Below are 20,048 nucleotides of genomic sequence, written 5' to 3' on the forward strand. Positions count from 1 at the left end.
GCTATTTTTTTGTTTTAAAGTTTTCCACCTCTTTGTTAAGGTCTCTACTAACATAACCAACATCATTTGAAATTTTTTCTAATCCTGCTATTGAGTTTTGTATCTCTTGGAAGCCAATATTAACCTCTGCCATTGCATCTGTAACTGTATTGGATATATTTGAGACCTCAACCATACTCTCTCTTACAGCCGTTGCACTAGCCTTCACAGATACTGACTGATTATGTACTTCGCTGGAAATATCGCTTAGATTATCCATCGCTTCAAGTATCTGCTTCCCTCCAATATTTAGCTCGGAGGTACTAGAGGATATCTCTAGTAGAGAGTTACTGGCATCCTTAATGTTTCCATAAATGTTTCCAAATGCTTCCCTGGTATTTATACCTGAAATTGAAGCTCTTTCGAATTTTTTAATTATATCCTTTAGGTTTTTAGATATATCATTACTACTTAATGTAGATGCTTCAGATAGCTTTCTAATCTCGTCTGCAACTACTGCAAATCCTTTACCTGCGTCCCCGGCATGGGCGGCCTCTATAGCAGCATTCATAGCCAATAGATTGGTCTGATCTGAGATATTCTGAATTACCTCAGCCATTGCACCAATATTTTGTACAGATGAGTTTATCTCTTCAATAATATCCGTAGTCTCATTTATCTGTGAGTCTCCCTCTTTAGCTGTCTCCTGGAGTCTTTGCATAATATCCTGGTTTTTATCTGTTAAATTTGAAACACTGGAAATAGATGCAATCATCTGGGTTATAGAGGCTGTAGACTCTTCTACCATAGCCATCTGGTCTGAAATATGACTATTTAAGTTGTTTGTAAACTCAGATATCTGGTTAACCTTGTTACTAGATTGAAATATATTGTTATTTAGTGTGATAATTTGTTTCTCTACAGAGTTTATATTAGCAGAGATCTCCTCGGATGAGGATGAAGTCTCTGTAACTGTATTAATTAGCTCATCCTGTATAATCTCATTTTTATGGGAATAATCCTTTATCTTATTTATAGAGTCATTTAAACCATCTTGAAAGGTATTCATCTCTTTACTTAGTGTTGATAGTTCATCCTTGGATTTAACATATATCTCATTTTGTAGGTCACCAGAAGCCATTATAGAGAGGCTTTTATTTATACTACCAATAGATTTTGATATTTTACCCGCTATAAGGGAAGCTATAAAAAAGGAGAAGGCTAAAATAGTAACATAGAGAATAATAGATAGGGTATTCCCTAACCTTTCAAAGGATTTAATCTTACTATCGATAATTGCGTATTGATCATCTATTATATTTACAGAAGTTTGATATCCTATTTCTAAGGCGTATAACTCCCTTTTCATTTTGCTTACATAGAATTTTAATTTTGATATATCTCTTTCTGCAAACCCTCCTGTACTTGTATTGAGTGTATTTAGTACAAATTTATCACTGGATTTCATTATATCTTCTACAACTTTTAATAATTCATCTGTAGCGTTGTTAAACTTTGTAAGCCCGCCATTTTGGTAGTCCTGAAGATTTTTTATATTATCTATAGCTTGGGATACATTTTTATCAATCTTTGAGAGTAGCGTAATATTGTTTACCTGTTCGTAGATTTTTTTCTGTTCTTTAAGGGAGTTTTCAAACTCCTCCCTCTGTTCTTTTATCTCGAAAGCATCTAGTAAAAACCTAAATAACTCGGTATGGGATTTCTTAATGCTGTTTCTATAAAGCTGTAGTATATTTTTTTCTGCATCTATTTTCTTAGTATATAAGTTAAATCCTGCATAAATTCCAGTTGATATTGATGTTGAAACAATCATAATTACAATTAGTGATAGAAGTTTTGTTCTGATTTTCATATAAGTCCTTTAAACTAGCCTTGTTAATGTAGTTTGGACTATTAATTTACACCTCCTTAAAGTATAAATCAAGAATGAATTAAGAATCTTTACATCATTAATGGTAAAAAAATCATAGTTAATAGCGATGCTACTGAAAGTAAACTAATTAGAGATACTACTGTTATTGCTAGATTATTTTTCATAAATCCCTCCGTTCTTATCTTATATAAATATATTAGAATAAGTTTCTGTTACTATCTATGTGCCATTTGGTATATATTCTATTTGACAGTCTAATGTTTTCACGATAAAATTACTCAATTTAAAAGGAGTTTTTATGAAAATAAAGTTAATTGTATCCGTTTTTTTACTTTTTATACTTGCAGGCTGTGTCTCCAATGGAAAGACCATCTTTTCTGATAACCAGTCTTTAGCTGTAATAACTTGTTATTGGACATTTGATCCAAAAATAGAAGACGAACCAGTTTCTGGTCCCTACACACCAATATTAATTGGGTACAGTGATGACTCTATAAACTGGGATGATGAGAGTGTTAGCAGGGTTAAAGTTGCAAATATAAATGATAACAATGTGTGGTTTAAAGAGTCTCTCTGGTTAAGATATCAGATGGAGGGGTGTGGATTTTATGACTCCGACGGTGATGGTATAAATGACTATGTAATTCAGTTAAATGGTACAGATTTTACATATACTGGAGATGATATAAATATAGAGGGACCAGAGGGTTCTACTTATACTCTAAAAAAATCCCAAACAGGAGTAACCCTATATGTTGTTATTCCAATTTCCGAGAGTCCCTGGGGTAAGGCATGGGATGCTCAAAATGAAGTTGAGACAGACTTAGTCCCATGGAACACTATAGCAGTTACAGATAATATTAAAAGTGGTATAGATAGACAGATCTATTTAAAGTTTATGGATGGGTATAATTTTTCAGGGGATTACAAACATAATGGAATGTTCACTCCCCATGATTCATCCTGGTCCTTCTCTATGGAAGATATGCTGTATGAAAAGAATAATGGAGTTGATTATTGGATAGATATCTTTGTAGGAACATATGATAACTATATAGATCTTGAAGAAAACTATGTTATGCCCCTTGTCGAGAGTGGTTCTAAGGATATTTCTACTAAGATGGTTTATAAAAAGATAGATGGAGAATGGAAGGGATCCGAATTATGGGTTGTTCCTATCTCCGGCTCTGGAATTTGATCTGATATAACCTTGTAAAAAAAGGCTTCTGTGGTTACCATGTATATAGTTAATTAAATTCAAATTAGAGGATTCCAAGAATGATCAAAGTAAATAACCAGGAACTCAGTAAAAACGAATTTCAAGGTGCATGTTATAATTATATGTCTCACACTAGAAAAAATGAGTTAACTGCAGAAGATAAGTTAATTGTTGCTAATCAACTTGTAGATACATTTCTACTTTTAACAGAAGGTAAAAAAGGGGATTTTTTACCAACAGATGAAGAAGTTGAAGATAACTTTAAAAAGTTAATATCCCAATTCCCATCAGAAGAGCAGTTTGAAAATACACTTAAAGAGATGGGTGATACAAAGGCCACAGTTAAAGAGAGACTTAGAGATGATATTATTTTAAAATCTTACATCGAAGGTGAATTTTATAGTCAAATAAGTGTTTCAGATGAAGATGTTAAAAACTTTTATACAGAAAATGAGGATAAATTTGTTTCACAAGATCAGGTTAAAGCTTCCCATATTCTTGTAAAAGAAGAGGCTGATATTAATGATATTAGCAATAAGCTTAAATCTGGGGAGTCTTTTGAAGAGATGGCAAAAGAGCACTCAGAGTGCCCTAGTGGTCAAAATGGTGGTGACTTAGGTTTCTTTGGTAAAGGTAAGATGGTTCCTGAATTTGAAACAGCTGCTTTTAGTATGAAGTTAGATGAGGTTTCTGAACCTTTTAAAACTGACTTTGGTTTTCATATATTAAAAGTTACTGGTAAAAATGATGGGGGAAAACAGTCCTTTGAGGATGTATCTGCTGGAATAAGAAGACATTTAGAGCAAGTTCAAGCTCAGGCTAAGATCTCAAAAAAGATCACTGAGTTAAGAGCAGGTGCTAAAATCGAAATAGAGAGTGACTCTTTATAATATATTATAATTTTTTACTGGAAATATTTATAGCCCTCCTAATAATTAAGTTAGGAGGATTTTTTTTATGCATAAAATTCTTATAATTGATGATGATGATGGTGTTAGAAATAGTCTTTTTTATCATTTCGAAGATTGTGGATATAGTGTCTCCCTTGCTATAAGTGGGGAAGAGGCTGTAGAGCTTCTAGAGAATAATTCATTTGATATTATTATTGTAGACTTAAGGCTCCCAAGATTAAGAGGAGATGATTTTATAAAAAAAGTATATAATAAGACAAATAATACAAAGTTTATAATGTTTACAGGTAGCGAAGAGTATACTCTTTGTCATGAGCTTAAAGCCCTACCCCGTGTATGTAATGTTGTATATTACAAACCACTAGTTAATCTTAACCTGCTAAATCAAGAGATCGAGTCCCTTCTAAAATAATTTATTATATAAAAAATATCATACTTACAAATAGTAACCCTAATAGTAATTTAATAATATAGAGTCTAGAACTAAACCATGTGGCAATTTTCTTATTATTACTACCCTTATATATAGTTGCAAATACCAATACAAGTGGAATAATAAAACCTAAATTATATAAGGTAAGGTAGAAATAGGAAGATAAACTAGCTTCAATTTTTATTATGTAGGATATAATTGGTAGGTAGACTTGTCCTGTACAAGTTAATTCAAAAATTGTAACCATTATACCAATTATAATTGTACCTACAACTAAACCTCTATTTCTAGTATTCTTCCTGATTACATTGTGAATCCTTTTTTTTATACCCTTTGGTAGCTGTAATTTCATCTGGTTTACGCTACCTTTTTTTGCGTTATAAGCATCAAAAAAGCTTAATAAACTTAGTATTAGTAGGGCAATAATTAAGATATATTTTATCACTTTTGAAATTATTGGAAAAATAAAGGCGGTTCTTATAACATTAAGTAGACCTAGACCAACTAGGTAGTAGGATAAAAAAATTGTTATAGTGAATATAATACCAACTGTTAAAATCTCTTTACGCCCTCTTCCTACATAAAAGAGGGATGATATTAAAAAGAGAAGAGTGGTAAAAGCGCATGGATTTACTCCATCTAAAAGACCTGCAAAAAATATAGGAAGGGGCTTTAGGTACTCTAGAGTATTTCTGTATTTTTCATTAAGTGTGGTCTCTTGTTTAAAAGATAATATCTTCTTAAATTTTTCAATATTTACTTCTCCTCCCTGTAGAACTCTATCTTTATAGATTAATAGGGGAAACTCTTTAAGTCCTATATCTAATAATTTCAACTTCTTCTCTAGGGAGGTCAGCTCCTCTTTTTCTAAAATATTGTGTTTTTTTATGGTGTATTCAACTCCAGCATCCATAATAAACTCTTCGCATGTAGAGCAACCAGGGGAGTAATAGATATCAGCTATAATCCAACTATCTAATATCTTCTTAGCCCTCTCTTGATCCTCTATAGCCTTCTCCTTCTCTCTGCACTCTGGGCATCCCATAGAGAGGGTCTCTTTAGGAGGATCTGGAAGAGTTACAAATACTTTTGTTGTAGTCTTCTTCCCATTTTTATCAACAAGCATGTGTCTACTCATTACACCATAACCTTCAGGTTCTAGGGTAAGGTTAAAAAGAGATCTCTCTCCTGCACTTATTGTTCTAGACTGGGGATCTATAGACAAACAGTCACAAAGGGAGAGAAAGGTTATTTCTAGATCGGTACTACTACTATTGGTAACGCTAATTTCCTGGGTTATAACCTCCATTGAAAGGGCATTCCCTAGGTTTATTTCCCCGGTCAGCTCTAAAGAAAAGAGTAGACCGGGTATAGCGGTTAGTATTAAAGTAAGGATGTTTTTAATGATTAAGCTCCAAGGTAGGCCTTTCGAACTTCGTCGTTTTTAAGTAGGTTCTCACCTGTATCTGTCATTGTTATTACACCATTTTGCAACACATAACCTCTATCAGATATCTTAAGAGCCTGATTTGCATTTTGCTCAACTAAGAATACTGTGATGTTATAATCCCGATTTACACGTTTTATTTCCTCAAATATCTGAGCTACAATAATTGGTGCTAAACCTAGGGATGGTTCGTCTAATAAAAGTAGTTTTGGTTCCATCATAAGTGCCCTGGAGATAGTTAACATCTGTTGCTCCCCACCAGATAGAGTTCCTCCTAATTGGTTTCTTCTCTCACCTAAAATAGGAAACATTGTATACATAAATTCAATATCTTTCTTAATCTGTTTTTTATCATTTCTAAGAAAGGCTCCTAACTCTAGGTTTTCTAAAACTGTAAGTCCTGGAAAAATTCTTCTACCTTCTGGAGCTTGAGTAATACCCAGGCTTACTATTTTATCTGGAGTCATGCCATTTAGTTCTTTTCCGTCAAATGTTATAGTACCAGACCGAGGTTGCTCCAATCCTGAAATAGAGAGAAGTGTAGTTGACTTTCCTGCTCCGTTTGCTCCAATTAAAGATATTATCTCACCCTGTTGTACTTCTAGAGAGATACCCTTTAATGCATGAATGTGACCATAATATGTGTGGATGTTATCAATTTTTAACATTAAAACTCCTCTCCTAAATATGCTTTTATAACAACTGGATTATTTACTGTCTCTTCAGGTGTCCCCTTTGCTATTAGTTTTCCATAGTCCATTACATAACACATATCGGATAAATTCATAACAAGGTGCATATCATGTTCTATTAAGAGTATTGATAGGTCGTGTTCTGACTTTAGTTTTTCAATAGTTGTAATTAGAGAAATGGTCTCTTGGGGGTTCATTCCTGCGGCCGGCTCATCTAATAGTAGAACTTGAGGGTCCGTTGCCAATGCTCTAGCTATTTCAAGTAGTCTCTGGGCCCCGTAGGGTAGGTTACAGGCAAACTCATTGGCAAATTGATCCAATTCTAGCTTTTTTAATATCTCATAACTGTCATGGATAATTCTTTGCTCTTCCTCTCTTGTTTTTTTACCATTAATAATAGCATTAAAGATATTTGCCTTAGTAACTGTATGTCTCCCAATCATTACATTTTCTAATACTGTCATGTCTTGGAATAGTCTTATATTCTGAAATGTCCTAGCAAGACCAAGTTCTGTTATTTTATTAGGTTTAAGTCCATTTGCTCGCACAATTTTACCGTTAGGTTGGGTTATATTTATGTCCCCGGAGGTTGGCTCGTAAACTCCTGTAACACAGTTAAAAAATGTTGTTTTTCCAGCTCCATTGGGACCTATTAATGCAGTAATTTCTGACTTGTTAACATCCAATGAGACATTGTTTACTGCTTTAAGACCTCCAAACTGCATTAGAAGGTTTTTAATTTCTAAAACTTTATTACTCATTGGTAAGGTCTCCTTCTATTTTATAAACTTTTCGTACATTTTGGATTATTCCTCCTGGCCTGAATACCATCATTACCACTAATAAAAATCCAAAAATTAACATTCTATACTGCTGAAAAGCTCTAAGATATTCTGGTAGAAGTATAATAATTAATGCTCCTAAAATTACTCCACGAACTGAACCCTTTCCTCCTAAAACAACTATACAAAGAATCATTATTGATTCCCAAACAGTAAATGACTGAGGGTTTATAAATGTGTTTTTAGCTGCAAAAAGAACACCAGCTATACCAGCAATTGCGGCACTAATAATGAACAGGGTTAGTTTTGACTTATGTAGATCAATACCCATTGACTCACAGGCTATATCATCCTCTCTCATGGCAACCCATGATCGCCCAACCCTTGAGTTCTCCATTCGCCATACAATAAATATTACTAAAATTACTACAGCTAATGCTATTAGATAGATATATCTTGTAGATCCAAAAGAACCAAATGTATGACCAAAAAAAGAAGGTTTCGGAATTTTTGCAATTCCTGAAGAACCGTTAGTTAAACTATCGAAATTCTCGGTTACTATTCGTGTCATCTCTCCAAAACCTAGTGTTACAATGGCTAAATAGTCACCTTTTAGTCTTAATACAGGAAGACCTACTATAAAACCAAATAGGGCACTAGCTATACCTCCTAGTGGTAGAGCTACCCAAAAGTCTACACCAAAATTCATATTTAATATGGCATAGGTATAAGCTCCTACTCCAAAATATGCGGCATAACCAAGATTTAAAAGCCCTCCGAGACCTACAACAATGTTGAGTCCAAGACCTAATATAATGTAGATTAGAGCAGATGTTATAATCCCAGTAGTATAAGGTGATGTTATAAAAGGTATTGCAGTAATTAATACTAATGCAGTAATCAAAACTGACTTTAAAACTCCTGGTTTTGATATAGTAGTGTGGTATCTTTGTCCAATTTTACTCTCTTTAAACTTAAATGTTACACCTGCTTTTTGTCTCTCAAGCTGTTTTATCCACAGAAAACTTATTAAGAAAACTACAGATCCAACTAGTAGTATCATATACCAACGCCATGTTATCTCTCTGTCTATTGTATTTACTTTAATAACAGTAATAGGGAATGTTAAAAGTACACCCAATAGAGCGTTAATTGCTGATTTTTTTAAAATTTCAATATTACTCATATTACACCTTCTGCTTTTGAGACTTACCTAAAAGTCCATCTGGTTTAAAGGTTAAAATTACAATTAGTACAACAAAGGCAAAAAGATCTTCGTAGTTACTTGAAATGTATCCTGTTCCAAAACTCTCTACTAATCCCAGTACAATACTACCTAACACAGCACCTGCTAGACTTCCAATTCCACCTAAAACAGCAGCAACAAATGCTTTTATACCAACTATAAAACCAATATAAAAGTTGATCTGTCCCATTTGTGAGCTTATTAAAACTCCACCAATAGCAGCAGCGGCAGACCCAATTAAGAAAGTAAAACTAATAACCCTATTTATGTTAATACCTAGAAGTTGGGCCATTTTTGTATCTTGGGATGTTGCCCTCATTGCCTTTCCTGTTTTTGTAAATTTTACAAGTAGGGTAAAGCCTAATAGAAATAGAGCTGTACATATATATATTAATACCTGAGCAGAGCTCAAGTAGTTTTCTACTGGTTTAAGAAATTTAAAATCGGGAATTAAATTTGGGAATGATAAAAAATCTGATGTTTGAAATAATAATACAAAATTTTGTAAAAACATAGAAACACCAATCGCGCTGATTAAAGCGGATAATCTTTGGGATTTCCTTAAAGGTTTATATGCTATTTTTTCAATAGTAACACCATAAGCAGATGAATAGATAATAGCTACAATTGTGGCTACCACTAATGAAAGAACTGGGTTTATACCTGCATAACTCATTAAGCTTGCAATTATAAGTCCTGTAAAAGCCCCTAGCATATATAGTTCACCATGAGCAAAGTTTATCAGTTTTATTATACCGTAAACCATTGTATAACCTAGGGCAATTAGTGCATAAATACTACCCCTAGTCAAACCACTTAAAAGTAGCTTAAAAAAGTATCCAACGTCCATTAAGACTCCTTTAATAAAAATGGGGATAAATAAATATCCCCACTCTATTTCTTATTTTACTTCTACGTATACACCATCTTTTACTTGGAATGGCTTAAACTCTACACCAATAGGGTCTCCAGTCTCACTGAAACCAATATTACCTAAAGTTGTATCAAATCTATTTGTTTGTAGTGCTTTTCTTACAGCTTCATAATCTGTAGTACCTGCAATCTCAATAGCTTTTAATAATGACTCAATTGCTGCACATGCATTTAAGAAGAAAGCACCAGGTTTTTCTCCATACTTCTCTTCATGTAGTTTAATAGCTTCCTGTGCCATTTTATTTGAAGAAGTATCCTCAGGTCCTGTTGCATAAACACCTTCAGCATACTCTCTAGCTACTTGAATAAATGTATTATCTTTTACACCATCATCAGAGATAAATGGTATATCGTTGTTTGATTTTTTCATCTGGGTAACAAGTTTTGAAGCCTCTGGGTGATATCCACCATAAACTACAGCATCTGCATTTGAACCGCTAACTTTATTGATTATTGCAGAGTAGTCCACAGCACCTACAGTTATACCATCAAATAGTACTACCTCTGTTACACCCTCAGCTTCTACTAACTCTTTAACTGCTGTTGCAAAACTTTTTCCATAATCTCCCTTATCGTGGAGTACGGCTATTTTCTTAAGACCTAGATCTTTTACTAAATTTGCAGCTGTTACAGCTTGGAAGCTATCTTTTGCTATTGCTCTAAAGAAGTTTGGATATTCACCATCGGTTAAATCATTACTTGTTGCAGAAGGGGTAATAGCTACAATATTTGCATCTCTATAGATACTCATAGCTGCCTTAGTTGTTCCACTACAGATATGTCCAATTATACCATCAACCTTCATTCCTACTAATTTAGCTGCAACATTTGTTGCTAGCTCAGGTTTACATGACTCATCTTCAGCAAAAAATTCGATTTTACGACCTAAAACACCACCTTTAGCGTTCCACATCTCTGTATAGATCTCTACAGCTCTTACGGTTGGAATCCCGTAGGATGCTAAATCCCCTGACTGGGCACCAGGAACACCTATCTTAATAGGGGCATTAGTAGCCGCTTCCTTAGAACAACTAGCTAACATTATTAGAGTTAGTATAGCGATCATCAAGTTTTTAATTTTCATATTCTCTCCTTAAAAAACGTAAAACAGATATGCTATTAACATATTTACGATAATCGTAAATCTATGAAAATTTCATCTTTTTTACTTTAGTGAATTATCCTGTTATTATACAGAGACGGGCAAAGTTTGAAAAGGAAAAGTTGTATAATTTTCGAATAGGATTTGTTTGTAAGTGGGTTTTGAATGTATTATATTTGCAATATGGCCTATATCTTTTTGAAATATATGGTTGTTTAAGTCGGTATTACATTGAATATGTGTTATGTTTGTATATTATAAGAATTTAGTTCACTTTAATTATAATACGAAAGTGATATTGACATTAGACGTAAGATCACAATGTATTTTATTTGGATGTAGCCAGCATTTATCAAATTATATTTACAAATACTGGCTTGGGTTCTTACTCTTTTTCCGCTAACCACCGCTCTGTTTCTAGGGCTGCCATGCATCCTGTTCCAGCAGCAGTAATTGCTTGTCTATATTTACTATCCATAACATCTCCACATGCAAACACACCTTCGATGTTAGTTTTTGTAGTCCCTTTTTCTGTTAATAGGTAACCGTTCTCGTCGGTATCTAAAAACTCCTTGAAAAGTTCTGTATTTGGCTTATGTCCTACAGCTATAAATAGGCCTTTTACACCAATCTCCCTCTTCTCTCCCGTTTTATTATTTATTACCCTAACATCTTCTAGGGGACCTGTATCTCCACCTAATACCTCATCCAACTCTGTATTCCAGAGAATTTCAACCTTAGGGTTATTTTCAGCTCTTTTTTGCATAGCTTTACTTGCCCTTAGTTCATCTCTTCTGTGCATTAGGTAAACCTTTGAGCAGAAGTTAGTTAGATAGATAGCTTCTTCTACAGCAGTATCTCCACCACCAATTACAGCAACATCCTTACCTTTGAAAAAGAATCCATCACATGTTGCACATGCGGAGACTCCACGACCCTTAAATTTCTCTTCACTCTCATTACCAAGGTATTTAGCTGTAGCTCCTGTGGATATAATTAAGGAATCGCAACTGTATTTTTTCCCATAGGTCTCTAAAATAAAGGGTCTTTTTGAAAGGTCTGCCTTTGTCACTTCATCTTCAATTATTTGTGTATTAAATCTTAATGCTTGCTTTTCCATATCAAGCATAAGTTCATTTCCATCTCTACCTTCAGGAAAACCTGGAAAGTTATCAATCTCTGTAGTAGTTGTAAGTTGCCCACCTTTTTGAAATCCAGATATCATTACTGGACTAAGATTTGCTCTAGCTGCATAGATAGCAGCTGTATAACCTGCTGGACCAGATCCGACAATGATTACTTTGTGGTGTTCAATAGTTGTTTCAGACATATTATATTCTCCCTATATAGATAATATACTAAATATTTTTAATTTTGTTAATTATTCTTTTCAAGTTTTTTGATAATAATTACTAATAAGGCTGAAAAAAGTAGTGTTTGCAAAAGTGTTGGTAGTGGGGCAATCCCGTTGCTTAATAAAAATATTGGTGAAGATGGTAGAGGGGAGTCTGGATAGTTTACTATGTTTATTGCAAATAGATTGTTTGCTAAGTGTACTCCGAAGCTGTACTCTAATCCCCTATATTTAACAGTTATGTAGGAGAATGTAATTGCCATTGTTAGGTAGATTAAAAAGAATGTAAAAGTACTGTTTTTTACTTCTGGATTTTTTAAGTGGGGTAGTGCAAAAAGAAGTGATGAGGCAAGTATAATAAATAGCTTGTTTTTACTAAAACTCCTTAGGAAGTCTATTAAGTAGCCTCTGAATAAAAACTCTTCTGAAGCAACTTGGATAGGTGTAAGGGATATTGAAAGAAGTAAAAATATTAAAAACTTGCTAGGGTTAAAGTTGAAGCTAAGCTGATTTTTAAAAAATATTAGGTTATATATTAGGGTCGTGCTTTGTAGTATGAACCATATAACAAAACCTCTTAAAAACCTTTTTGTATTAATACTATTTTCTCTGTTTATAAAGTTAACTAATTTTCTTTTATGGTAAAATTTAATGATAACTAAAATTGATATTATTAGTGGAAAAAAGGAGAGATTAACACCAATAAAGGAGTTTATATCCTTTATATAGCCTAATCTGCTTATTGGTATTAAAAATATAGGGTTAAGTGATATAAATAGGAGCAGCCCTAAGACTCCTCCTATTAAGTAGTTATACCACATATTTTTAGGCATTAAACTTCTTGTTGTGCCCAATCTGGTTTTTTGATTTTAGCTGAATCTTCAATCTCTTGGAAAAATTTATCAACTTTTAATCTGTTTTTAATATAACTTTTAGTCTCTTCAAAGGGTGCAAAACTCTTATCAGTTCTGTTATCAACTAGGATTAGGTGGTAACCAAACTGGGTTAAAACTGGCTCACTTACTGTGTTTACAGGTATAGAGAAGGCTACAACTTCAAATTCTCCAACCATCTGACCTTTTTGGAAAGAACCTAGTTGTCCACCGTTTGGTCCAGAAGGGCCTTCGGAATACTCTACCGCCGCTTGGGAGAAATCCATACCGCCAGAGATCTTCTCTTTAATATCTTTAATTTTTGTTAAGGCTTCCTCTTCGCTCTTATTGTCAGTTGTTACTAAAATGTGTCTAGCTGTAACAGTTCCCGGTTGGGCAAAAACGCTCTCTTTATTGTCGTTGTAGTAGGTTTCAATCTCTTTGTCACTAACTTCAGTATCAGACTCTACAGCGTATTTACTTAACTCCTGCATTCTATACTGGTATGTAAACTCTTCCCTAAGTTCATCCATTGTAAAACCCTTAGCTTCCACATCTGAAATCATAGCCTCTTCTGAACCATATTGACTTATTAACTGGGAAAATTGCTCATCTATTGCACCCTCTTCCACTTGAATATCTAGGGCGTCTAGTTTTTGTGTATAGACAAATTTTAATATCATGTTATTAAGAATTTGGGCTTCAAACTTTGCCTTCTCTTCTTCTTGCATAACATAGTCCTCGGGAACCATTGCTTTTTTTAATCTTTCAACTTCATTTTCAAACTCTGCTTGAGTTATTTTATGCTTTGAAACTGACGCAATAACTTTGTTTTCTGGTGTTTGACACCCAAATAGAACTGCTGGAATAAGCAGTAGTAATAATTTTTTCATTCTATCCTCATATATTTATAAAAATTTAATACATCTCTTTGCCAAATGCATGGCATAACAACTCAACGGCGAGTTCAGCTGTTTGGTTTTGAATATCTAGTGCTGGATTTACCTCAACTAATTCAAAACTTGAAACTTTGTTACACTTTGATATTGACTCTAGTAGTAGAGCAACCTCTCTATAGTGAAGTCCTCCAGGGACCTGAGTTCCTGTTCCAGGAGCCTCTTTTGGGTCTAAGGAATCGACATCAAAGGAGACATGGACATGATCAACTCCGTCGGATGCAATCTTTATCGCTTCTGATGCAATCTCTACAATACCCTTCTTCATAACATCCATCATTGTAAATACAGTTACATTTGACTCTTTTAAAAGTTTAGCCTCGTTAGGGTCTATCTCCCTTGCTGCAATTATAACACAGTTTTTTTCGGATACAGTAGGTGAGGGGCCTAAGGCTAATAGACTTTTCTCTCCTCTTCCCGTTGCTATGGCCAGTGGCATTCCATGTATGTTCCCAGTTGGAGATGTTTCTGCTGTGTTAAAATCTCCATGGGCATCAATCCATATAACTCCAGTATTTCCCTGGTTCATCTTTTTTAATCCTGCTAGTGTTCCTATGGAAATACTGTGGTCTCCTCCTAATACTAGGGGCATGTAACCAGCGTTTATAATAAGTTCTACCCTATCTTTTAATAGAGAACATGTATCTAATATAATATCTAAGTAGTTTAAACCAAGGTTGTTTGGGTCTCTTGAGTCAAATTGATCAACTGTATAACAATCCACAGTTCCAAAATCTTTTACTTCATGTCCTAGTTTTCTAAGTTTAGCTATAACACCTGCTACTCTTATGGCTCCAGGACCCATGTCTACACCTTTTTTTGACGCTCCAACATCCTGAGGAACCCCAATTAAGCCTATTTTTCTGAAATTCATAAAAAAATAATATCATAAGTGTTGTAAAAGTAGAACTAATATGTGAAAAATGTTAAATTTGTAATGGAGGACAAATGAAAAGATATATTGATTACGGTTTTTTTACAGCTGCGATTTTTACTTTAATTTATATAATAGCCGCTTTAATTACTGGAATTACAATAAATATAATAGCCATCTTAATGTGTGTAGGAGGTGGAATACTTGCAGGTTTTGTTTTATCTATACTGCTAATCTACTTTTCTCCAGGAGAGCCAATCCTTGAAGGGGAAGAGGATAACTATATTAAAAGATAGTTATCTTCCATTGTTATCTTATAAAAGTAGTCAATCTCTTTAGATATATTTTTATCTGATAATAGTGCCCATGTTGCGTTACTCAAAGCCCTAGAAGCTGCTAGGGCGTTAAGCTCAATATAGTTTAGGTGGGAGTGGGTTTCTATCTCCTTATCCTGATCTAAGTTACTTAGGGAGATAGATGCTGCTGCTATAACTTGGTTTGGTGTTCCTCCCATAATCTGGGTCGCTGCTCCACTTGCCATAGCTGTGGCTATTGAGATATCACTAAATAGATTTCCATATAAAATTTCTTTATAGAGAAGTTTTCCAATCATACCCGCTGTAATTAATCCTCTAACTACCCTTACCTCTGAAATTTTATAAACATCCATTAAAGAGTATAAAACCCCAGGAATAATTCCTGAACTTTTGGCAGTAGGGGCTGCTACTATATTTTTCCCAGATGCATTTTCCTCAATTACTGCAAGGGTATATGAAATGGTCTTACTTATCTGTTGGATAAAATCCCTGTTTTTATAGGATCTGGACATAAAAAGCGATGCTCTTCTGTTCTGTTGTTCAAATCCAGGTAATCCTCCCTCAATTTCTAAACCCTTTTCAACAATCTTTTTCATCCTATTCCACTTAATAGATATAAATTCTTCAAGATTAGAGGAGTCTGTTAGTAGAGCGTACTCCCAAATTGATCGGCCGTTATTATAAGTCCATTGTAACATCTCGTCTGTTGTTACTTTCTCTATAGACTCATCATCAAGTTCTGATTCCTCCCCTAGTTTATTAAAATAGTATAACTTTTCTTTAATTAGTGTCTTTTTTTTACCAAAGGCTTCGAACTTTGCAGCTATAACAGAGTTTGGTAGTTCTGATTCTTGATCAATTTCAATACGTGCAACAAAGGGGGATATTGCAGACTTAAGAGCCTGAGCTGTAAAACAGGAGTCTGAATTTGTTATTAGTTGTCCATATAATGTAACTTTTATAGTTGTTGCATCATGACAATCATCTTTAAACTCCTTTGCTACTCTGTAGGGATGCATGGAGAATTGACTACTAGGTCCTGGACCCTCTCTGAATAGATTTTTAATTGATATCATTATTCCACCTTTTTTAATATAAATAATGATATTCTTTAAATTTTCTATTTACAAATATTTTTTTATATAATACCTATTTTTCTTCCAAAAAGTGAAAAAAAACGGTACATTTGTCTATGATGAAAAGATTTTACCTACTTATACCATATATATTTATACTAAATTTTATATTTTCAGTTGATAGTGTGAAATTAACTTTTGCCGGTGACCTAATGGCCCATGATGTAAATTTTAGAACCAAACCCTTAAGTGAAATTTATAAGGGTGTTTTAGATACTTTACAAAATGATGATTTAAGCTTTGTGAACCTAGAATTTCCAATAGATGAAACTAGGGAGCAATCATCCTATCCATCCTTTAATGTATCTCCAACCTATGTTGAGGCGGCGATAGTTGGAGGTTTTGATGTGTTTTCTCTAGGGAATAATCATACTAATGACTTTGGGTTTAATAGTTTAATTAAAACCATAGAGAATATGGAAAAATTTAAAAAGAGTCACTTTATAACCTATTCTGGAGTTTATGGGGATAGTTTAAGCCGGATGGATGTTGAGACAATACAGGTTAAGGATTTAACAATAGGTTATCTCTCCATTACCCAGTTTAGTAATAACTTTTGGAATAAAGAGGGTGCTGCTAAAATCTATACTGTTGATTATAAGAGTGTCGAAAAAGTAAACGAGTTAAAAAGTTTTATCACCAATGAATCTAAAAATTACGACTGCTTTATTCTCTCTTATCATGGGGGAATTGAGTATAGGTCAAATCCTACTAAGGAGAGGATCGATTTTTTTGATCAGCTTATTAAGGCGGGTGTTGATATTCTATGGGCACACCATCCCCACGTATTACAACCTTGGAAGTTTAATTCTACAGATAGTGGAGATAAGTTGATTATGTATTCAATGGGGAACTTTATCTCAGGGCAATTAGCTATAGTAGACCCTAAAGAGCATGATATTAACTTTGCGGCAACTGGATTTTCAGCCCTTTTTAATGCTGAACTGGTTTTAGATGATGGAAAGCTTAGAATATTGAACCCTGGGCCTAAAATGATAGCAAATGTTAGGAATAAGGATAATTATTTTGTAGCAGTTAATAAGGAAGATGCCCTATCGTGGCCTATGAGTGATAGTTGGAAGGAGTTCTATTCCAAGATGTTCCCTGTTGCTGAAAATAGGATTAGGAAGGATTAATGAAAACATTAGTATTAGCAGAGAAACCTTCTGTTGGAAGGGAGATTGCTAGGGTTTTAAAATGTAATAATAAGACTAAGACATATATTGAGGGCAGTGACTATATAGTTACTTGGGCTATGGGACACCTAGTTGAGTTAGCAGGTCCTGAAGTTTATGATGAACAACTTAAAAAATGGAGCCTTGAGACTCTCCCGATGTTACCCTTAAAAATGAAGCATCGGATTATAAAGAAGAGTAGTAATCAGTTTAGATCTATAAAGCAGTTGATGCACCGTAGTGATGTAGGCCATCTTGTTATTGCTACTGATGCGGGAAGAGAGGGAGAGTTAGTTGCTAGGTGGATTATGAGACTAGCTGGCTGGAAGAAAGATTTTTCTAGGCTCTGGATTAGCTCCCAGACTGATGGAGCTATTACTGAGGGGTTTAAAAACCTTAAGCCAGGAAGGGATTATGATAGACTTCTTCTAGCTGCAGAGTGTAGGGCTGAAGCTGATTGGATTGTAGGTTTAAATGTTACTAGGGCATTGACATGTAAATATGATATGAGGTTAAGTGCAGGTCGAGTCCAAACTCCAACCCTAAGCATTATTGTAAATAGGGAGAAGGAGATAGAGGATTTTGAACCAGCACCTTTTTGGAGCATTGAAGCTAATTTTGGTCTGTTTGATGCTAAATGGAGAAGTTGTAAGGGGAATGAGCGTATTAGTGATGAGGCCTTTGCCAACTCTATAGTCGATAAATGTATGGACTCTAAGGCAATAATTACCCAGTTAAGTGAGAAGGAGGTAGTAGAGAAACCTCCATTAGCTTACGACTTAACTACTTTACAGCAGGATGGTGATAGGTTATTAGGCTTCTCTGCAAAAGATACTCTAAGAACCCTTCAGTCCTTATATGAGAGACATAAAATTGTTAGTTACCCACGAACAGATTCTAAGCATATTACTCCAGATATTGTCCCTACTTTAAAAAATAGATTGCTGGCTATTAAGGATTCTCAGTTTTTATCAAAGGTAGAAGGCCTCTTATCTAAGGATATAAAGCCTGGAAAAAGGTTTGTAGATCCATCTAAGGTAGGAGACCATCATGCTATTATCCCAACAGAAGAGAGGGTAAATATTAGTAGTCTCTCTAGGGAAGAGAAGATGTTGTGGGAGTTAATAGTAAAAAGGTTTCTAACAGTACTCTCCCCAGACTCTATTAGTATTAATATAAGTGTAGCCCTAGAGTGTGGCGGTGAATTTTTCTACGTTAAGGGTAAAAAAAATATTAAAAAGGGTTGGAGAAGTATCGAAAATATATATGAAAACTCTTCCCAGAATTTAGCTGGTTTAAAAGTTGGGGATGGAATAGAACTTAAGGGTGTAAAAGCTATTAAGGGTTTTACATCTCCTCCATTAAGATTTACCGAGGGTACTCTTTTAGAAGCAATGAGTAATCCTGTGAAATATATGATGGATAAAACTCTAAAGGAGTCTTTAGGTGCAGGTCTTGGAACCCCTGCAACCAGGGCTGATATAATCGAAAAACTTTTTTCTTCCTATTATGTGGAGAAAAAGGGGAACACTTTACACCCAACAGCCCAAGGAACTGAGTTATTAACAGTGGTTCCTAATATGCTAAAATTCCCAGACTTAACTGCAAAATGGGAGAGTGTTTTTGAAGATATTGCACAGGGAAGGGCTAAAAGCCAACCATTTTTAAAAGAGATTAGAGAGCAGACAACACTCCTTGTAAATGAGATAAAATCTAGTTCCGGTATTTTTGAACCAAGTGGATTAAGCAAAGAGACATGTCCAATGTGTGGTAAAAACCTTTTAAGTGTTAACGATAAAAAGGGTAGACCTAAAAAAGTTTGCAGGTCTATGTCTTGTGGTTACGAAGAGAGTAATGGTCCTAAAAATAGAAAAGACTTTGCAAGAGAAAAATCAATGGGTCGTAAGCTGATAAATCAATATTCAGATAAATCTAGTGATACAATGACTCTTGGTGATATGTTAAAGGCCGCAATGGAGAATCATGGGAAGTAGGGTCGTTTATCTTTTAATTTTATTATTATTTACAACTTCAATCTTCTCTATAGATTTAGGCCTCTCTGGAGGCTTCTCAAGACTTTCCTATGTTGAGGTGGGTATAAATAATAAGGAAGATGAGTATATTTTTAATTCTCTTTTAGGAGGCTTAGAGATAAACTCAACTCTTAATAGTTTTATTGTAAATACCTCAGTTTCAGTTCAAGTACCCTATGATTTACAGTTTAATGATGCTTTAGGAAGAGATGAATTTAACTACCTAAGTGGTCTTTTCTTTTTTGGTGGCAACGTTAATTTAGGTTTGTTATATCCATTTATTATTAATAGTACAACAGACCTACAGATAGGCCCTGTTTTAAGTTATGATATTATCTTTCTTAGGGATAATGTTATAGGTTATTCAGATGAGTATCTCTTTTCTGTATTAGGCTCGGGGTTGGAGTTTAAGTTTATTAAAAATTTGTCTGATTGTTTGGACTTATCAATAAATTTAGATTGGGTTATTAACTTCCTTCCAATTAATAGCAGGAGTGGTGAGTATAAGTGGTCATATAATTTTTTAACTACTATTGGGTTTCTTTATAAAATTTAACTATTTTAAGACCTTGGTTTGTATATTGGAATTTATCCCTTTTAGGTGGAAACAATTGGCTAAATGGGTAGTGAATATTAGTAATAATATGTTAAAGTGGTGTTGTTTAAGGTTATCTAAGTTTAAAATTGGGGGAT

The 20,048-nt window shown here is 34.2% G+C and carries 19 protein-coding genes; 7 read left to right on the forward strand and 12 right to left on the reverse strand.

The genetic code is table 11. The annotated features are described in order from the left end of the window. Window position 1: 1 nt before the first annotated feature. Window positions 2-1,852: a methyl-accepting chemotaxis protein gene (locus tag EW093_RS09585; RefSeq protein WP_149568189.1), complete on the reverse strand. Its 1,851-nt coding sequence runs from the start codon at window positions 1,850-1,852 to the stop codon at window positions 2-4. A 319-nt stretch (window positions 1,853-2,171) separates the two neighbouring features. Between EW093_RS09585 and EW093_RS09590 the strand changes: the two genes are divergently transcribed. The 3 genes from EW093_RS09590 to EW093_RS09600 all read left to right on the forward strand — a co-directional run bounded on the left by EW093_RS09590 (window position 2,172) and on the right by EW093_RS09600 (window position 4,415). Next, a complete protein-coding gene (locus EW093_RS09590) occupies window positions 2,172-3,071 on the forward strand; it encodes a hypothetical protein (protein WP_149568190.1) in 900 nt (299 codons plus the stop codon). An 80-nt stretch (window positions 3,072-3,151) separates the two neighbouring features. Continuing rightward, a complete protein-coding gene (locus EW093_RS09595) occupies window positions 3,152-3,982 on the forward strand; it encodes a peptidylprolyl isomerase (protein WP_149568191.1) in 831 nt (276 codons plus the stop codon). 67 nt (window positions 3,983-4,049) lie between these two features. After that, entirely contained in the window at window positions 4,050-4,415 is a 366-nt protein-coding gene (locus EW093_RS09600; RefSeq protein WP_149568192.1) for a response regulator, read from the forward strand. A 4-nt stretch (window positions 4,416-4,419) separates the two neighbouring features. Here EW093_RS09600 and EW093_RS09605 read toward each other — a convergent pair whose 3' ends face one another. The 10 genes from EW093_RS09605 to rocF all read right to left on the reverse strand — a co-directional run bounded on the left by EW093_RS09605 (window position 4,420) and on the right by rocF (window position 14,694). Then, the gene (locus EW093_RS09605) at window positions 4,420-5,844 is read right to left on the reverse strand and encodes an Ig-like domain-containing protein (RefSeq protein WP_342781935.1); all 1,425 of its coding nucleotides are present in this window, start codon (window positions 5,842-5,844) and stop codon (window positions 4,420-4,422) included. Further along, window positions 5,844-6,551: an ABC transporter ATP-binding protein gene (locus tag EW093_RS09610; RefSeq protein ID WP_149568194.1), complete on the reverse strand. Its 708-nt coding sequence runs from the start codon at window positions 6,549-6,551 to the stop codon at window positions 5,844-5,846. The genes EW093_RS09605 and EW093_RS09610 overlap by 1 nt, the downstream gene beginning before the upstream one ends. Then, the gene (locus tag EW093_RS09615) at window positions 6,551-7,336 is read right to left on the reverse strand and encodes an ABC transporter ATP-binding protein (protein WP_149568195.1); all 786 of its coding nucleotides are present in this window, start codon (window positions 7,334-7,336) and stop codon (window positions 6,551-6,553) included. Before EW093_RS09615 ends, EW093_RS09610 begins: the two co-directional genes overlap by 1 nt. Next, complete coding sequence (locus EW093_RS09620; protein ID WP_149568196.1) at window positions 7,329-8,543, reverse strand: ABC transporter permease subunit; 1,215 nt, start codon at window positions 8,541-8,543, stop codon at window positions 7,329-7,331. The genes EW093_RS09615 and EW093_RS09620 overlap by 8 nt, the downstream gene beginning before the upstream one ends. A gap of 1 nt (window position 8,544) precedes the next feature. Beyond that, a complete protein-coding gene (locus EW093_RS09625) occupies window positions 8,545-9,453 on the reverse strand; it encodes a branched-chain amino acid ABC transporter permease (protein ID WP_149568197.1) in 909 nt (302 codons plus the stop codon). A gap of 51 nt (window positions 9,454-9,504) precedes the next feature. Further along, complete coding sequence (locus EW093_RS09630) at window positions 9,505-10,620, reverse strand: branched-chain amino acid ABC transporter substrate-binding protein (RefSeq protein ID WP_149568198.1); 1,116 nt, start codon at window positions 10,618-10,620, stop codon at window positions 9,505-9,507. 403 nt (window positions 10,621-11,023) lie between these two features. Then, window positions 11,024-11,968, reverse strand: a complete 945-nt coding sequence (trxB, locus tag EW093_RS09635; RefSeq protein WP_149568199.1) for a thioredoxin-disulfide reductase — start codon at window positions 11,966-11,968, stop codon at window positions 11,024-11,026. Window positions 11,969-12,015: 47 nt separating this feature from the next. Further along, a complete protein-coding gene (locus EW093_RS09640; RefSeq protein WP_149568200.1) occupies window positions 12,016-12,825 on the reverse strand; it encodes a CPBP family intramembrane glutamic endopeptidase in 810 nt (269 codons plus the stop codon). Beyond that, complete coding sequence (locus tag EW093_RS18095) at window positions 12,825-13,757, reverse strand: peptidylprolyl isomerase (RefSeq protein WP_187759663.1); 933 nt, start codon at window positions 13,755-13,757, stop codon at window positions 12,825-12,827. The genes EW093_RS09640 and EW093_RS18095 overlap by 1 nt, the downstream gene beginning before the upstream one ends. Window positions 13,758-13,782: 25 nt before the next feature. Beyond that, window positions 13,783-14,694, reverse strand: a complete 912-nt coding sequence (gene rocF, locus EW093_RS09650; protein WP_149568201.1) for an arginase — start codon at window positions 14,692-14,694, stop codon at window positions 13,783-13,785. A 74-nt stretch (window positions 14,695-14,768) separates the two neighbouring features. Between rocF and EW093_RS09655 the strand changes: the two genes are divergently transcribed. Then, on the forward strand, window positions 14,769-14,990 hold the full coding sequence (locus EW093_RS09655) for a hypothetical protein (RefSeq protein ID WP_149568202.1): 222 nt from the start codon (window positions 14,769-14,771) through the stop codon (window positions 14,988-14,990). Here the strand turns inward: EW093_RS09655 and EW093_RS09660 are convergent. After that, the gene (locus tag EW093_RS09660) at window positions 14,975-16,087 is read right to left on the reverse strand and encodes an L-serine ammonia-lyase, iron-sulfur-dependent, subunit alpha (protein WP_149568203.1); all 1,113 of its coding nucleotides are present in this window, start codon (window positions 16,085-16,087) and stop codon (window positions 14,975-14,977) included. The genes EW093_RS09655 and EW093_RS09660 overlap by 16 nt on opposite strands. 116 nt (window positions 16,088-16,203) lie before the next feature. On the opposite strand from EW093_RS09660, the gene EW093_RS09665 reads away from it, so the two are divergent. Genes EW093_RS09665 through EW093_RS09675 form a run of 3 tightly spaced genes read left to right on the forward strand, consistent with a single transcriptional unit; the run spans window position 16,204 to window position 19,911 of the window. Beyond that, window positions 16,204-17,283 (forward strand): CapA family protein, encoded by a 1,080-nt coding sequence (locus tag EW093_RS09665; RefSeq protein WP_149568204.1) that lies wholly within the window; start codon window positions 16,204-16,206, stop codon window positions 17,281-17,283. Then, entirely contained in the window at window positions 17,283-19,316 is a 2,034-nt protein-coding gene (locus tag EW093_RS09670) for a DNA topoisomerase III (RefSeq protein ID WP_149568205.1), read from the forward strand. The genes EW093_RS09665 and EW093_RS09670 overlap by 1 nt, the downstream gene beginning before the upstream one ends. Continuing rightward, complete coding sequence (locus tag EW093_RS09675) at window positions 19,306-19,911, forward strand: hypothetical protein (protein ID WP_149568206.1); 606 nt, start codon at window positions 19,306-19,308, stop codon at window positions 19,909-19,911. The genes EW093_RS09670 and EW093_RS09675 overlap by 11 nt, the downstream gene beginning before the upstream one ends. Window positions 19,912-20,048 lie beyond the last annotated feature (137 nt).

It is taken from the genome of Thiospirochaeta perfilievii (genome assembly GCF_008329945.1).
GTDB classification, from domain to species: Bacteria; Spirochaetota; Spirochaetia; order DSM-2461; family DSM-2461; genus Thiospirochaeta; species Thiospirochaeta perfilievii.

What these genes read in the sequence shown, in the direction of transcription:
- EW093_RS09585 (WP_149568189.1), bottom strand. Translation starts at nt 1,852, where the DNA reads ATGAAAATCAGAACAAAACTTCTATCACTAATTGTAATTATGATTGTT.
- EW093_RS09590 (WP_149568190.1), top strand. Translation starts at nt 2,172, where the DNA reads ATGAAAATAAAGTTAATTGTATCCGTTTTTTTACTTTTTATACTTGCA.
- EW093_RS09595 (WP_149568191.1), top strand. Translation starts at nt 3,152, where the DNA reads ATGATCAAAGTAAATAACCAGGAACTCAGTAAAAACGAATTTCAAGGT.
- EW093_RS09600 (WP_149568192.1), top strand. Translation starts at nt 4,050, where the DNA reads ATGCATAAAATTCTTATAATTGATGATGATGATGGTGTTAGAAATAGT.
- EW093_RS09610 (WP_149568194.1), bottom strand. Translation starts at nt 6,551, where the DNA reads ATGTTAAAAATTGATAACATCCACACATATTATGGTCACATTCATGCA.
- EW093_RS09615 (WP_149568195.1), bottom strand. Translation starts at nt 7,336, where the DNA reads ATGAGTAATAAAGTTTTAGAAATTAAAAACCTTCTAATGCAGTTTGGA.
- EW093_RS09620 (WP_149568196.1), bottom strand. Translation starts at nt 8,543, where the DNA reads ATGAGTAATATTGAAATTTTAAAAAAATCAGCAATTAACGCTCTATTG.
- EW093_RS09625 (WP_149568197.1), bottom strand. Translation starts at nt 9,453, where the DNA reads ATGGACGTTGGATACTTTTTTAAGCTACTTTTAAGTGGTTTGACTAGG.
- EW093_RS09630 (WP_149568198.1), bottom strand. Translation starts at nt 10,620, where the DNA reads ATGAAAATTAAAAACTTGATGATCGCTATACTAACTCTAATAATGTTA.
- trxB (WP_149568199.1), bottom strand. Translation starts at nt 11,968, where the DNA reads ATGTCTGAAACAACTATTGAACACCACAAAGTAATCATTGTCGGATCT.
- EW093_RS09640 (WP_149568200.1), bottom strand. Translation starts at nt 12,825, where the DNA reads ATGCCTAAAAATATGTGGTATAACTACTTAATAGGAGGAGTCTTAGGG.
- EW093_RS18095 (WP_187759663.1), bottom strand. Translation starts at nt 13,757, where the DNA reads ATGAAAAAATTATTACTACTGCTTATTCCAGCAGTTCTATTTGGGTGT.
- rocF (WP_149568201.1), bottom strand. Translation starts at nt 14,694, where the DNA reads ATGAATTTCAGAAAAATAGGCTTAATTGGGGTTCCTCAGGATGTTGGA.
- EW093_RS09655 (WP_149568202.1), top strand. Translation starts at nt 14,769, where the DNA reads ATGAAAAGATATATTGATTACGGTTTTTTTACAGCTGCGATTTTTACT.
- EW093_RS09660 (WP_149568203.1), bottom strand. Translation starts at nt 16,087, where the DNA reads ATGATATCAATTAAAAATCTATTCAGAGAGGGTCCAGGACCTAGTAGT.
- EW093_RS09665 (WP_149568204.1), top strand. Translation starts at nt 16,204, where the DNA reads ATGATGAAAAGATTTTACCTACTTATACCATATATATTTATACTAAAT.
- EW093_RS09670 (WP_149568205.1), top strand. Translation starts at nt 17,283, where the DNA reads ATGAAAACATTAGTATTAGCAGAGAAACCTTCTGTTGGAAGGGAGATT.
- EW093_RS09675 (WP_149568206.1), top strand. Translation starts at nt 19,306, where the DNA reads ATGGGAAGTAGGGTCGTTTATCTTTTAATTTTATTATTATTTACAACT.